This is a genomic window from Chryseobacterium panacisoli, assembly GCF_008274625.1.
Classification (GTDB): domain Bacteria; phylum Bacteroidota; class Bacteroidia; order Flavobacteriales; family Weeksellaceae; genus Chryseobacterium; species Chryseobacterium panacisoli.
In genome coordinates, this window is the sequence record NZ_VTRU01000001.1 from 2,006,095 (window position 1) to 2,022,034 (window position 15,940).

9 protein-coding genes and 1 CRISPR repeat array (1 of these 10 cut by a window edge) are annotated in these 15,940 nt (G+C 34.4%); of the genes, 1 reads left to right on the forward strand and 8 read right to left on the reverse strand.

Going from position 1 to position 15,940, the window contains the following annotated elements:
• Nucleotides 1-1,054: direct repeats of the CRISPR family, unit length 47 nt; unit sequence GTTGTGAATTGCTTTCAAAAATTATTATCTTCGTGATTAGTCACAGC (it extends 379 nt beyond the left edge of the window).
• A 57-nt stretch (nt 1,055-1,111) separates the two neighbouring features.
• Genes cas2 through cas9 form a run of 3 tightly spaced genes read right to left on the reverse strand, consistent with a single transcriptional unit; the run spans nt 1,112 to nt 6,665 of the window.
• Nucleotides 1,112-1,450 (reverse strand): CRISPR-associated endonuclease Cas2, encoded by a 339-nt coding sequence (gene cas2, locus FW781_RS09010; RefSeq protein ID WP_007842732.1) that lies wholly within the window; start codon nt 1,448-1,450, stop codon nt 1,112-1,114.
• Complete coding sequence (cas1, locus tag FW781_RS09015; protein ID WP_149387087.1) at nt 1,447-2,340, reverse strand: type II CRISPR-associated endonuclease Cas1; 894 nt, start codon at nt 2,338-2,340, stop codon at nt 1,447-1,449. Before cas1 ends, cas2 begins: the two co-directional genes overlap by 4 nt.
• Nucleotides 2,341-2,342: 2 nt before the next feature.
• Entirely contained in the window at nt 2,343-6,665 is a 4,323-nt protein-coding gene (gene cas9, locus FW781_RS09020) for a type II CRISPR RNA-guided endonuclease Cas9 (protein WP_149387088.1), read from the reverse strand.
• A 408-nt stretch (nt 6,666-7,073) separates the two neighbouring features.
• Here cas9 and FW781_RS09025 point away from each other — a divergent pair, with 408 nt between their 5' ends.
• The gene (locus FW781_RS09025) at nt 7,074-8,480 is read left to right on the forward strand and encodes a hypothetical protein (protein ID WP_149387089.1); all 1,407 of its coding nucleotides are present in this window, start codon (nt 7,074-7,076) and stop codon (nt 8,478-8,480) included.
• 54 nt (nt 8,481-8,534) lie between these two features.
• Here FW781_RS09025 and FW781_RS09030 read toward each other — a convergent pair whose 3' ends face one another.
• From FW781_RS09030 to FW781_RS09050, 5 genes are all read right to left on the reverse strand, one after another.
• Nucleotides 8,535-9,167 (reverse strand): HdeD family acid-resistance protein, encoded by a 633-nt coding sequence (locus FW781_RS09030; RefSeq protein ID WP_149387090.1) that lies wholly within the window; start codon nt 9,165-9,167, stop codon nt 8,535-8,537.
• 257 nt (nt 9,168-9,424) lie between these two features.
• Nucleotides 9,425-10,843: an amino acid permease gene (locus FW781_RS09035; RefSeq protein WP_149387091.1), complete on the reverse strand. Its 1,419-nt coding sequence runs from the start codon at nt 10,841-10,843 to the stop codon at nt 9,425-9,427.
• 200 nt (nt 10,844-11,043) lie between these two features.
• A complete protein-coding gene (locus FW781_RS09040) occupies nt 11,044-11,988 on the reverse strand; it encodes a hypothetical protein (RefSeq protein WP_149387092.1) in 945 nt (314 codons plus the stop codon).
• A gap of 175 nt (nt 11,989-12,163) precedes the next feature.
• Nucleotides 12,164-12,778 (reverse strand): response regulator transcription factor, encoded by a 615-nt coding sequence (locus tag FW781_RS09045; protein WP_149387093.1) that lies wholly within the window; start codon nt 12,776-12,778, stop codon nt 12,164-12,166.
• A complete protein-coding gene (locus FW781_RS09050; RefSeq protein ID WP_172625688.1) occupies nt 12,775-15,666 on the reverse strand; it encodes a sensor histidine kinase in 2,892 nt (963 codons plus the stop codon). Before FW781_RS09050 ends, FW781_RS09045 begins: the two co-directional genes overlap by 4 nt.
• Nucleotides 15,667-15,940 lie beyond the last annotated feature (274 nt).

Here is a 15,940-nt window from a genome sequence, read left to right on the forward strand (position 1 = left end):
CAACCAGTTGTGAATTGCTTTCAAAAATTATTATCTTCGTGATTAGTCACAGCATAAACGTGAGAGAGAGGTTCAGTTTACCAGTTGTGAATTGCTTTCAAAAATTATTATCTTCGTGATTAGTCACAGCTCTAAAGATGTTGTAGTATCTTTTGCTTTTGTTGTGAATTGCTTTCAAAAATTATTATCTTCGTGATTAGTCACAGCATCTTTATATTGAGGAATATGATGAAGTAGGTTGTGAATTGCTTTCAAAAATTATTATCTTCGTGATTAGTCACAGCGTAATTGGCAAATTCTTCATTCGTTAAACCGTTGTGAATTGCTTTCAAAAATTATTATCTTCGTGATTAGTCACAGCGGAGAACCAATTAATCCAGATTTACTATTAGTTGTGAATTGCTTTCAAAAATTATTATCTTCGTGATTAGTCACAGCACGTTCACAAAAAAAGTAGAAAGTAAAGCTGTTGTGAATTGCTTTCAAAAATTATTATCTTCGTGATTAGTCACAGCTCAGATCAGTACTTCCCCGGATGTTCTTTCGTTGTGAATTGCTTTCAAAAATTATTATCTTCGTGATTAGTCACAGCGTGCATTAGCAAAAGATGCTTCTGATTTCGGTTGTGAATTGCTTTCAAAAATTATTATCTTCGTGATTAGTCACAGCTCTGCATGTTTTTCTAAAACCCCAAGCTGTGTTGTGAATTGCTTTCAAAAATTATTATCTTCGTGATTAGTCACAGCCTCCCGGAGAAAACGGATCCGATGTTCAATGTTGTGAATTGCTTTCAAAAATTATTATCTTCGTGATTAGTCACAGCCAGTACGAGAAAGGCAAGGAGGAACAAGATGTTGTGAATTGCTTTCAAAAATTATTATCTTCGTGATTAGTCACAGCAAGTAACGCCAATAGATTATATCTCTCTTTGTTGTGAATTGCTTTCAAAAATTATTATCTTCGTGATTAGTCACAGCATCAAATAAATGCACAAAGTGGAGAAATTCGTTGTGAATTGCTTTCAAAAATTATTATCTTCGTGATTAGTCACAGCCTCAAAAAATAATCTACTGAAAACCAGTAGATTATTTTTATATTTAGAATTTAAAATTTAGAATAATTCAAGCTGCTGAAAGGTTGGAGGTGGCTCTTCTTTATTCCTGGCAAAAAAGATTTCAATATCTCCAAATTGTTTGTCCGTGATACACATAATGGCAACTTTCCCAGCTTTTGGAAGCATAAATTTAACTCTTTTAATATGAACCTCAGCATTTTCCCGGCTCGGACAATGGCGTACATACATTGAGAACTGAAACAAGGTGAAACCATCATCAATGAGCGCCTTCCGAAAGCGATTAGCATCTTTCATATTCGCTTTGGTCTCAGTCGGGAGATCATATAATACTAAAACCCACATAATCCGGTATGCGTTAAACCTTTCGGCGTTCATAACAGTTCAGGATAAGAGATCAATCTTTTTTCTCCTGTGTAGCATTTGTAAAGCGATGAAGCCGTCATTTTTACAGCAACAAGCAACGGTCTTGTTTTGTCATCAATATGTACATCTTTGGTTGCAATCTGAAGAATATGAGCCCTAAATTCTTTCGACAGTTCTTCGGTATTAGGATGAATTTTCAGCCATTGCATCACGAGTAAATCAACAAACGGACGATAAGGTTCCATTATATCATCGGCAAGACAGTAAGGATTATATTTATTTTTATGAAAAATCCCCAATACAGGCAATAATCCTGTTTCAACAATAGCCCTGGCGACAATACTTCTAAGAACCGCATACCCGAAATTAAAGAACTGATTGGGTGATTCTCCGAAACGCTGTCTCAAAAAATCAAGGCTGATCAGATATTTCCAGTAATGCTGAGCTGCAATACCTTCCATATTGGTTAAATCCCCAGACTTTACATTTCTTTGGTATTCAACCATTGGTTCATAATAGTTTTCCAATTTCATCAGAACATTTTTCTGATTTTCAATTTTGCATTCCACGGTTTGCTTCCAAAGCTGTTTTTTCAATGGTTCACTTGCTTCCAACTGATCTTTTACCCTGTCGGAATGTTCAGTATGACCATACAGTGGAAGCATTATTCCATGGGGCAAATGATGAGCGTCACAACTGATGACCACCACGTTATTTCCCATCATTTTCTGAATAAGATTATGCGAAATAGTAATCTGATAATGATCCAACATCAGTAAGCCCAAATCTTCCACAGGAACACTCCCCTTTTCCGTTTTGGTTTCCGGACAAAGAATTTTCATCTGTTCATCTTTCAGCTTGAGATAAGCGGGATTACCGATGTAGATTGAACGAGTAATCATAATTATATCTTTGAAATGTTACCTAAACGGTCGACTTTAAGTTTTACACAGTTTTCCTTTATCATAATGGGCTTGCTGTTTTTATCAAGCATACAACTACCATCATAGAAATTCTGCATTCTCTCGCTTTTACTATTTGTACCGTTTTCATTTTTTATTATTTCTGTCGCACTTGCGTAAGGAATAAAATGCCCCTCACCTCCTGTACAACTAACAAATTTGTATATCCTTTTAACTTGTTCGTCAGAAAGGCTTTCAAAATCGTTATTTGTCATATTATCCCGCTCATCATCAGATAGAATATAAACCAAATCATTCGGGCATAAATAGAAATCATTTGTACTTGTTAAATCAACCACAGGTAAACCGTGCTTTTGCCTTTCAATCACCTCATTCAAAGGAATAGTTTCATAGCTTCTCTTGCCGTTTTCATCTTCGTACAATGCAAAAAACAAATTGGTTCCTTTTGCGGCTTCTACGTATTTATCTTTTTTATTTCCGGCTTGTCCTATCTGAAATTTACTACCCAGTTCAAAAACCCTTACTTTATTGATGGGTTGATGAGGTTTGCCATCATTGTACTTCTCAATACTTTTATTCAAATCTTCAATTCCTTCGGGTGAAAAAGCCAATTCAGGGTTTCCATCTTTAAGCATTAAATAATTTTTGAGAATTTTTTGAATCCCTGTATCAGTAATGGAGGCAATTGATTTTAAATCGAATGAAGCATCAAGGCTTTTCCTCGTCGCTGTTAAAATTTTTCCTTTTGGAACTTTTACCCAAGGTAAATCTACTTTACCGGAAACCGTATCTTTATGCATTGGTTTTCTAATAGCCCAATTTATTCCCTTTTGCTCTACTCTAGTCTTATTTCTTGCACCATCCTTCTCTACATATTTTTCGTAATAATTCGTTGCTTTATTAATAACCCTAAGGTTTTGCTTAAAACTTACAATAACCGTGTCCAAATTATGCTTAACATCTACAGTAAAATTTTCCCAAGGTTTTAAAAATTGTTTTGGCACTTCTCTTTCGATTTTCTCCCCTGTTTGCACATGGAGATAAACAACTCTTTCAAACTTCATTAATTTCTTTTTCAAATCGTAGCGTTTGGTTTCCGATTTTGCCGATTGATTATTTAATAAATTTACGTGGTCCTTTGTAGCACAAGCAATTACCAAAGCGTCTAAAGCATGATGACGATGGTCGATTCTTTTTTTAGAAAAACCTTTGGAATATTCAATTGGAACGGTCGGCAAAAACTTTTGAAAATTTTCGTTCCAGGCGGTAAAATCTGTCGAATTGGTCAGCTGATTCATTCTTTTAAAACGGGGTAAAATCAAGTCATTCCAAACATCATTTAACCCCCAGTCTTTTTTCAATTGGGTAGTAATTTTTCCATTTCCGGGAACAATGTTTTTAGAATTTACTCCTTCATCCGAACCATCTTCTAAGCGAACAATATTAGAAAGTATACCGGAAATATATTTACTGATATAACGAGTATCATTGATCTGACGTTCAATCATTTTTTCAGGAATATCTTCTAAGAGAAGCTTATTTCTTTTACTTCGGTTATTGGCGTAGTGCTTCTTGACAAAATCTTCATATTCATCAATATCAAAAACCTTTACGCTTTTCCCGAAACCAAGTTCAATAATAGTTCCTCCAAACTGCTTAATAAATCCAAGTCCGATATAATTATCCTTCAATTTGTTAACCGCCGATTCACAAATAATTTTATTACTAAAACTGTCATCAAAGTATCGGCTTTGTGGAATAATGTGTTCAATTTCATATTCTGGTGTAAACAATTTATTTAATGGAATAATTTGCCCAGTATAAGGCGATTTGTATTTCTGTTCCAGCCAAAGTTTATACCGTTTTAAATCTGAAGGAGAAGGTTGCGCCGTTTTGCTTATTTTTAAATATTCATCTTCAATTTCAATGCCTGAATTTAAAACGCCGTCCTCATAAATTTTCAGAATTTCTTGTTGCTGGGGCGAAAACGGACGAACATTTTCTACAGCATGATCATTCATCATTTCTGTTAATAGAGCTTTAATGCGGAGATTCGTATTTTCGTTTTCAGTAATCTGGTTTGTGAGTTTCTTTCTATCGTCAGCTGGAAGTTTCATTTCCCTTCCCAACTCTATATGAATTTCATTGAAGAAATCTTTTGCTCCTTTTCCATATTTTAGCCAAATATCTTTTACAACACGTAAAGTTTCTGTAATGACCTGCTCTACAATTGGATTGCGAAGCAAGTGGTGTTTAAAATCTTTCAAAAATTCTTCCAAGTCATCAGCTGAATTCCATTTCCCTGTTATTGATGCTTCCGAATGTCTTCCATATACAATATATTGGGCCAGCCACAATTGTAAACCCTGGAAATCATCTTCACTCCTAAGATGGACCGCCTTTTCTCTTACCCTATCTTTTATATTTTCATCATATTCTCCATTAATGATTTTCTGAATCCTGTCTTTTGAAAACTTATCAATATTGGCATAATCCCAATACTTACCCAATCGCATTAAAGGCAACAATTTCTTAATTGCTTTTTCCGAAAAGGAACCATATTCTCTTTTAAATGGTGGAAATTTTCTGAAAGCCTCGAAAAAAGAACTTTTGTCAAGTTGATGTTTTAACGCAAAGGATTTTAAGGCTTTTTCGTATTCAATTTTATCATTGACAGAATATATAATATGCCAAATCTTTTGTTCGATTTCCCTCGTCAGAAAATCCCCGGAAATATTTTCTACTTTCTGCAATCGGGTTGAAATCATCGTCTTTGTTTCGTTGCAGGGGTATTTTTTATCCTCTACAAAATTCCAGCGATGTGTTTTCTCATTGAGCTTAAAATGTTTCAATAAAGTTTTTTGATCAACTTCTTTTCTGTTGTTTAAAAACTCAAACAGATTTTCGACATCTTGGGTAGTGGTTAAAAATTCTTTGATAACGTTTTCATCATTATCTTTTTTATATAGGTTAAGATTAAAAATCCATTGCCAAAGACGAAATTCCTGATAATATGGATTCGATTTTGGAATTGCTTTTAAATATTGCGTATGTTCTGCTCCATTTTCATCTTTGTATTTTCTGAATTCCAAAGTACAGTTGGAAATAGAAGACTTCTGGCTTCTCAACGGTCTTTGGTAGAAAACAATATCCTTTATAAAAAGATGTATAAAATCTTTTTTGCTTAAAGTCAGTTGGTGAGCTTCATTGTTTCTGTACAACTCACGAATACAATCATTATATAAGTCATCATTTTGTAATTCCTGATGAAACTCCTTTTGCTTCTCTAATATCTGTCTAAGCTCTTCTTTGTAAAATTTTCTTTCAATCGTACGAACTAATTTTCCTTTGATTTTTTGTTTAGGATTAGCAAGTAGCGTTTCGTATATATACATTCCAACGGTTTTATGAGACTGCTCGATTTCCTGCTCGGTTTTCTTCTTTACCAAAGTCCAATCGTTCTCACCCGGTGCCCTGAAACTTCTTTTTTCATTTCCTTCTTTGTCTGTTTTAACACTTCCATCATCATTCAAATCAGTTGTTACAATAAAATCTCTTGTTTTATCTTTCCAATCAAACAACAATATTTTGCTTGCCCTTCTGTAAATCCATCCATTTTCTAAAACCAAAGAATACCAAATATCTGATTTGCTTTTTTGCGGCTCATCTGCAAGAACATCTACAACTTTTAAAGAATAAAATTCAACAAGTTTATTAGGATTTTCTTCCTCTTCTTCCCCACGCAATTGATAATATCCACGTTTTTGGTTAAAATTCAAAAGAATCCAGGCCAGCTCCTCTTTTTCAATTTTTTGATAAAGTGCTTTTTTACGAAGATAATAAATCGTCCAGTCGTACGGTATTCTTAAATCCTGACCGTTCGCTTTAAAATCTTCAAGCATCTCGTTGAAAGAGTTTTGGAACAGAAATGAAAACTGTCCTTCAATATTTTTCCATGCCAATTTTGGTTCAGTTTCAACTTTGAACTTCCCAAATCGTTTTTCAAAATCAATCTGTGAAGCATAGTGTTCTGGAAGGAAATTCAAAATATTTAAAACCCTGTGAAGCCTCTCCCTTCGTAGAAGAAATCGTTCACGTAATCGTCTCACACTTCTATATTTTGTACGTTCCGCGGTTTGCGAAACAGAATTCCCTTTACCAAAATCGCCCAAAATATCTTGAGACATCGGAATTATCCTGGCTCCCATTCCAAGAATTTCACCTTGTTTGTTTTCAAAATCCTGTTTTACCAACGCCCACCCAATAGAGTTTGTTCCCAAGTCCAGTCCAAGTATATTTTTCATCGCTATTAATTTGATACCACATAAAAATAGTAATAAAAAAAATATTCAAATTATGGATTCCCATAAATACAGTTAATTTTTTTCTTTTATATTTGTATCAATAATTTTGAAAGCAATTCACAATAAGGATTATTCCGTTGTGAAAACATTTAGAGCCTCGACTACCTTCGGGGCATTTTTATTTGAATTATCATCTTTAATACATCAAACGTTTAAGCTTATTTAAATCCTCAACAAAATGGTTCGAGAATTGTTCTTTCATGACTACAAACCATCCTTTTTTAAGGATGGTTTTATTTTTCATTCTACTTTCTAAAATTTTAAAATGGGTAATCAGCTTCTTTTATTATAAAAAAATTAACAACAAGGCTATCAAGCATTTATCTAAAAAAAATTATCTTTAAAGTGATGAAAACCAAAATAGTATATATCTGCCTTTTGATAGTAAGCACTTTCATTCCAATAAATGCCTGTACTATTTTTTTAGCCAATGACGGTAAAAATATATGGATAGGCAATAATGAGGATGAAAGCCCTGATATGAAATATAGATTCTGGTATATTCCCAGGGAAGAAAAATCATGGGGATATATGCTATGGTCTGAAAAACATGACGGATATAATGATGTCATGTGGCAATATCCTCAGGGAGGAATGAATGAACACGGTCTTTTTTTAGATTATACCGCAATTGATGATATTCCCGTAATTGTTAATTCATCCAAAATAAACAGAGAACAGGAAGTAGTAAATGATATTCTAAAAAAATGCAAAAGTGTAAAAGAAGCTCTTCAACTTATTGCTCCTTATAACTTATTAAAGCTTTCAGGAGCTCAATTATTCATTGCTGATTCTTCCAGAGATTATGCTACCATCCACGGCAATTATATTGTTACTAAAACAACCCGAAATTTTTCACTGACCAATTACTGCATTGCTAACGGACACCAGGAAACCTGCTGGAGAAGAGAAACATCCACAGATCTTCTGGCTCAGTCTCATTCTTTTACTGAAAAGAAGATTACCCATATTCTGACAGAAACTGCACAAAGAGAACCTGGCGACATTATAACCAACTACTCAATGACCATTAATCTGAAAAAGCAGGAAATGGTGCTTTATCTAAAGGGAGATTTTACCACTCCTGTCAGATTCAAATTGGCTAAAGAGCTGAAAAAAGGAAAACACTCTTCAGATATTACTGAATATTTTCCAAAAAACATCAGAAGCCTTTTAAGTTCCATTTATCAGAATAAAGGGATGGACGAAACTATTCGACTTTACAATTCTTTATTTAAAAATTCATCGGAGATTTATAATTTTAAAAATAATGATGCTATTTATTTTGGAGCAGATCTTCTCCGAACACATAAAACCGATGATGCCATCACATTTATTGAAAACCTGAAAAAGAGAACGGGTAAAAGCATATTGATTAATGACTGGCTTGCCATCGCTTATCAATATAAAGGAGATTCTATACAATCGCAGAAATACTTTTATTCTGTACTTCAGGATTCTCCGAATGATTATCTGGCAAATTTGTATGGAAAAAGAAATTCCCGAAAGGTTATTTTTAAAATTAATGCATGGCCGGGTGCTCACAATGTAAAACTTATCGGAAGTTTTACCCAATGGCTAAAAGAACCGATTGTTCTTGAGAAGCAAAAAGGATACTGGTATGCGGAGGTTGAAGTCCTGAAAGGCAGACATGAGTATAAATTTCTTGTTGATGATGTATTTTATCTGGCTGATCCTTTTAATCTTATTTATATCTGGAACGGGAATAATGTGAATTCAGTTTTGCCATTTTAAAAATAATAAAAAGACCTTTTTACAAGGTCTTTTTATTTAGAAGTAATTTACTTATTATCTTTTAAGATCATCAATTTCCTCCTGTATCGATTTGATTCTGTCTCTTAATTCCTGGCTTACTTTTCCTGGGATTTTTTTAATTTTCCTTAAATCCAGAGCCAGCATAATGGAAGCTATTCCCATAAAAATGAAAGAAACACCTGTAAGCGTAACTAATGAAATTCCCGTAAACACAGGATTAAATATCAGCAACAGAGAAAATATAATTCCTCCGACGCTGGCAAGGGCAACATTTCCCCAGCTCATTATTCTCATACTTTTCAGATCGAAAGCAAAACCCAGAAGCTGAAATGAACGAAACAGTAAAGTGAATCCTATAACAAACGGAAGCACAGTCATTGAAATCTGAGGGTTTGCGATAAGATAAACTCCTATTGCAGTCGTTAATAATCCACTTACAAGAAACCAACCCCAACCTTGCAGAGATTTAATGTTCTGCAAGGAAAAGAATATTTCCGTAATTCCTGAAAACAAAAAGGAAACACTGAAAAAAACAGAAAGTGTAACATACGTTGCAAGTGGTACACTGAATACATAAAAACCACAGATTAGAAATATAATTCCGAAGATTAATGGGATATACCAATGTTTTACAGTATTGGTAAGGGTTTGAAATAAATTGGCCATAGGTGTCTTTTTTGGTCCTGCCTACTTTTTTGTAACGGTTTTCGGCTTATCCGCAGGCATTTCAAACAGATTAAAATTTCACCTGAATTTGAAATATAACCTCTTACTAATGTACGAAAAATAACCGTAGACCATAGCAAATTCAGTGAATTGTTTCCGCAAAAAATCAGATTAAGCCTATTTATTCATAAAAATAAAAAAGGTGAAAATCATTAATTTTCACCTTTCCAAAACATATTAATTCTGTTTTTATATTCTTACTTCGGTTTGTACAATTTGTACATAACAAACAAAAAGCCAATCCATACCGGGATCAGAATTACCTGAATTTCCATTCCCGTAATACTCATCAATCCTAATATCAGAACCAAAAAGGCAATACAGATATAATTGGATACCGGATAAAATATAGATGGGAATTTTGACTGAATTCCTGATGTATTTATTGATTTTTTAAACTTCAGGTGGGTGTAGCATATCATCAGCCAGTTGATGATCAAAGTAGATACTACTAAAGCCATTAAGTATTCAAAAGCTTTTTCCGGTACTAGTTTATTAATGATAATACATATCCCGGCAAAGCATGATGAAATAAGAATAGCGTTAATAGGAACAGAGTTTTTATTCAGTTTTTTCAGGAATTTCGGGGCATTCCCCTGCTGAGCCAATCCAAAAAGCATTCTGCTGTTACTGTAAACACTACTGTTATATACTGATAGAGCCGCTGTTAAAACAATCAGATTAAGAACATTTGCAATCAATGTATTGAACTGGATCACCTTACCAAAAATACTAAATTCAAGGCCATTCAGGTTCTGAAACACCATCACAAACGGGCTGGATCCTTCTGTAATGTCTCTCCAGGGACTTAATGAAAATAAGATCACCAAAGCTCCTACATAAAAAATAAGGATTCTATAGATCACCTGATTAGTAGCCTGTGGAATAGTTTTTTCCGGATTTTTAGCTTCAGCAGCTGTAATTCCGATAAGTTCCAATCCTCCGAAAGAGAACATAATCATGGCCATTGCAGCAAATAATCCTGAATATCCGTTTTCTGTTTTATTAAATAATCCTTTCGGGAAGAATCCGCCATCGTTCCATAAATTGGTAATCGTTGCTTTCTCGCCTCCTGTACCGCTTATCAAAAGATATACTCCGAAGATAATCATGGCAATAATAGCCACGACTTTGATGATGGAAAACCAGAACTCTGTTTCTCCGTATACTTTAACGGAAGCAAGATTCAGCGCATTGATCACAATAAAAAAGAACAAACTGGAAACCCAGAGCGGAATTTCCGGCCACCAAAAGTGAATATAATGCCCAATTGCCGTGAGTTCAGCCATACTTACCAGGATATAGAGAATCCAATAGTTCCATCCGGAAGCAAATCCCGGAAAATTTCCCCAATATTTGTAGGCAAAGTGGCTAAAACTTCCTGATACGGGTTCCTGAACAACCATTTCACCAAGCTGACGCATAATAAAAAAGGCAATAATTCCTGCTAAAGCATAGCCTAAAATTACTGATGGTCCTGCCAGTACCGCAGCCGGTCCGATTCCCAGAAATAAGCCGGTTCCAATGGCACCTCCAAGGGCAATTAATTGTATATGTCGATTTGTTAATCCTCTAACTAAAGTCTCCTTTTCTCCTGTTTTATTTTCGTTGTTCATTGAATGAATTATTCGGTCGCTAAATATATAAAAACTTTTCACAGAAATTCACATTCCATGGGGTAAATTGACAATTCAGGATTCTTCAAACCGGAAAGCCCCTTCCTGCTTAGCCCCTTACCGATAAAATTTAAAATATAATGACAAAAACGGCCTTAACCCGATAGATTAAGACCGCTTTCCACAGTATCAATATGATATTAATTCGCTATTTTGTACCCATACATAGTACTTGTCACCACTTCGTACTTGTTACCGGCAGATACTCCGGCTACAGAAGCCATGCTTACGGTTTCCCCGGCACTAAGATAAGTCATGCACGAAATGCTTGAACCAAAAACTCTCGTTACAGTAGGCTGATAGGATTGGACTAAGACACTTCCTCCATTACCGGGAACATAATTTTTTACAAGATATAAAACAGTCCATGTAAAGTTTGGATTTCCGGCTACACTTCCATTATCAAATTGTGTAGACCCCTGAATCACGTAATACCCATCACTGGGTGCCTTAAATGCTCCTGTAGAGGTATTAAGTACATTTCCTTTATTAATAACGGTCCCTTGAGGATAAACAATTGCTGTCTGTATCCATGGATCAGAGGGAGTAGGAGTTGCATTACAGCTTTGTCTTTGGGTAGTAGGCACTGCTGAAAAAGGATAGGTAGATTCTGCTGAAGGAACACTGTTTGAACTTGAAACCAATACCAGCTCCCATGTCGCACCAGTAGTTGTTCCTTTACTTACCAGAAATGCATAATATCCGGGAGGAACTGTAATGGAAGGAACTCCCAGGCCAGTCCCGTTCTGATCATCAATCAGTTCAGAACCATTGGCTGAAACGGTAAGTATTTTTCCGCCTGTATTTTTAAAGTGATAGGTACGTCCTGCAAAATTACCAGCTCCATTGATGGCTGCGGGTAAAGTTAACGTTCCATCAGCAGTTCCGTTATAAGCGATATAGTAATCATTGGCTCCTACAACACCACTTACCGTAACTGTTTTATACGTTGCCGCAAATGAGCCGTTCACAGTCAGGGTACTGCCGGGATTTGCAGTATTAATCCCCACACTTCCTACCTGGGCATTTACAGAAAAACAATTTAAACCTGCCAATAAGGCAATGAAAAGCATCTTTTTTTTCATAAACAAATACATTTTTTAGAATCTAAAAGGGCCGGAATAATGTCCAATACCTTTAATTATTTAATGGAAGTTTCGCAATACGAACCTACTGCGAAAAACGAATAAATAAAGAACAGATCCTGTACGTATTTTTCCACAAAATCGTAGTGGTTTTATGACAAGAGCAGATGAAATATTAATGTATTTCTTTATAGATATCAAACAATTCAATCAGATTGGTAATCTTCAGTTTCTGATAGACTCTTCTTTTGTAGGTCCCTACAGTAGATTCTTCAATATTAAGGGCATTTGCGATTTCAAGATTTCCGTTTCCTTTAGCTAAAAGATTAAAAACCTGCAGTTCTCTTTCTGATAAATGTTCTACTGTTTTTTTCTTTTTACTTCCTTTCAGCATTTCATGCATAATTTCCGGCGTATAATAATATCCATCTTTAAAGACAGCTTCAACCGCTTTCACAAACATTTCCGGATCACTCTGCTTATTCAGGAAGCCATTCGCTCCTTCTTCAATATATTGCAGGGCAATATTTTCTTTGTAGGAAGTAAATATTAAGATAAGAGTTTCTTCAGAAATACTTTTTATCTCTTTAACCATAGATTTGAGAATACTTCCTGGAAGTTCAATATCAAGAATGATGAGGTCATACTTTTCAGATTCAATTTTCTGTTTTGCTTCTCCATAAGTTTCGGCAAAATCGACCTCAAAATAATTAAAATTTTTCTCCAGGATCATAGCTGTCCCGATTCTTACCACATGATGGTCATCTGCGATGAGTATTTTTTTTATCATATTTTAATAAGGATTTTAATAAGGGTTCCTTTCGGGGTGTTTTGATGAAAAGTCATTTCAGAATTAATCTTCATCATGAGCTGAACAACCATATGAAGGCCCAAACCATAATTTTTAAAAGTCATATGTTCATTCTCTTTTTTCTTAAAAAGTTCGGAATAGTAAATCATCTGCTCATCAGACATTCCACTACCGGTATCCGTGATTTTGATTTCTATATGTGATTCTTCAGAGGTTGTTGTAATGGTAATTTCTCCATTTGAGGTGTTTTTTACCGCATTATCTATAATATTGTGAAAAACTGCAAGGAGAATATTTTTATTAAGCCCGGTCTTTAGCTGATGGTCACAAAAATTGTATATAAATGTATTTTTCTGAGCTGCAATTTCTTCAAACAACAATCTTTTGGTCTCTATCAGATCATAGAAGGAATATTCATCATCGTCAGTATTTTCCTGTTTGTATAGTTCTGTATATTCTTTTAGGCTTAAGGTGAACTTATACAGCTGTTCAGAAGTTTTATAAATACTGTCAAAATATTTTTTCTGAGTTTTCAGATCTTCAGATTGGTTAAGCTCCTGTGAAAGAAGCGCAATAAATTTAACAGGTGTAGTAATATCGTGGCTTATGCTTTCAATCAGTTTTTTTTGATAATCAGATTCGTTTTTAAGCTTATTATGGGTTGCCAGCAGCTGTTTATCTTTATGATCGATAGTATTTTTCAACACTTTATTTTTCAGTCTTAAAAAATTGGTCCTGATCTGTATAATCATTAAAACGATGAAAATGACAATAACTGCAATAAGAATTTTAAAGAAAAGAGTCTGATAAAAATGGGCTTCAACTTCTACAGGAATAGTTTTGTAAATAAATTTCCCAGTATCGGAAGAAAGAAACCGTACGATAAGGTTGTAATTTCCTGGCTCTATATTGGCCATCCGGAATGTTTTATCACTTTTGATATTTATCCATGGGCTATCTTTACTATCTGAAAGTTTTGCCTGCAGGTAGATATTTTCCAAATCGGAATAGTAAGGAATATCTATATACAGCTCTGCATTTTTGTATCCACATTCCAAAAATAGCTTATCTTTCAGCTGAATCATTTTTCCTTTTACTCTTGCTCTTTCCAGGTAAAGGTTTTGAGCCTTGGGGTAATAAGTTTTAGTCTTTTCAGGGTTAAAAAATACAAATCCTTCCATAGACGGAAACACAAACTGTCCATCGTTCAGTTGATGAGCACAGGGATTGGCACTTCCGTTGAATTCATTATTTAAAAGACCATGTTTTTTAGTATATCGGTAATAAGTAACAACTCCCTTAGGTGCTTTCATATATTGCAGAAGAGTATTTTTATTGACTTTAAACAGTCCGTTATCAGACGAAATCCACAAGTTGGAATTTCGATCTTCCAGCAGATAATGAGCATTAGTCAGAAAAGCATTTTTATCAGATGGAAGTCTGATCACTTTATGGTCTTTTATTAAATAAATTCCTCTATTATAAGTCGTAAACCAAACATTTCCGTCTCTTGTCCTGATGATTTGTTTCACAGGAAGGCCTTTTCCAATAAGCCTTATCACTTTATTCCCGGCAAGAGAATATACATATATTCCACCGCTGCTTCCCAGATAAAGAAGATTTTCATCATACCGGAGAACGGCATCTATCTTATCTTTACAAGGAATAATTCTTTCAATTTCTTTAAAATGGTCTTCCTTAAACAGATAGAGATAAGACTGCATTCCGCTTACAAATGATGCCATATACAAACCTGCACTTTTATATAAACCATTCATTTCTTTCCCTTTAAAAGAAATAGAATCATATTTTGTAAATCCGGTATTCTTATATCTTATATGAATAGAATTATTTTCCCGATAAACCAGATTTCCGGTGTTATCCTCTAAAATATATCGCTTATCATAAGATTGAGGAGCTCTGTATAATCGTTCTGATGAACCGGGAAAATATATGATTCCTTCCTGGGTAAGAACAGAGTCATCTCCATAAGGAATTGCTGCATAACAGACCTCATCCTGATAAGGCTGATTCTTTCTGGAAACCGAGAAGTCTGATAAGCTCAGAATTTTCAGTCCATTAATAGAACTTCCGATGTATAATTTCCGGGGCACTTCATCATAAAACATAGCTCCCGAGATATCCTTATCAATATCCTTATATTCTAACAGATAAGTCAGCTTCAGCTTTCCTTCTGAAAACTCACTTCTGTATATTTTGCCATGGCTGATCATGAAAACCTGCCCGGTAATCTGCTGCCAGTAGATTTTAGTTTCCGGATCAGTATAAACCGATGGTGCATTGAGATAAGAATATTTTCCCCGATACAGCTGAAGCACCTTTTTATTTTTAACATCAGCGACAAAGGCATAATCTCCATGAACAAATAGCCGCCTTAATCTGCTGCGTGGAAATTTCAGATCAATTGGTATTCTGTTTTTATTTTTATTATCGACATACAATATTGTGTTGTTTTCAAAATAATAGGAACCTGTATTTAAACAGATAAAAAATGAATTTATAAGCGAAACATATCGTACAGTGAAATTATTTTTGAAAAGCTGCTTGTATATTTTATTTCCTGCTGAACTTTCGGAATTCAACATTGGCCCGGAAGATATAATATTGGGTCTTCTCCGGGAAATCAGCAAAACATCTTTTTCAGAAGTATTAAAAACACAAATGCTGTCTTTTTGTATGCTTCCGGAGAAATCACCAAAGCTTAAATTTTTAAGCTTAAAATTTTTGTATTCTACAAAATTATTTCCGTCATATCGTAAAACCCGGCCTTCCATAGAAAGCCAAATGAAACCGTATTTATCTTTTACAATGTCCTTGATGCTGTTTTGAGGCAGACCATTATCCATGTTATACCATTGGGTAGTATAGACTTGCCCTTGGATACATAAAAAAAAGAAGAGTGAAATAAAGTAAAGAAGCTTCATTCAGTGAGCCCGCATTATATTTATGACAAATATATTATAGAATATTAAATATATTGTAAATATTTATCCACAATTATGTGAATTTTTTTCTACATAATTATTTATAAATAACATATTGATTATGATAAATTTGAAAATCAATACTTGTTCCCCATCAATGCCATGATCTTCAGGCATACTAGAAACACAGTCCTTT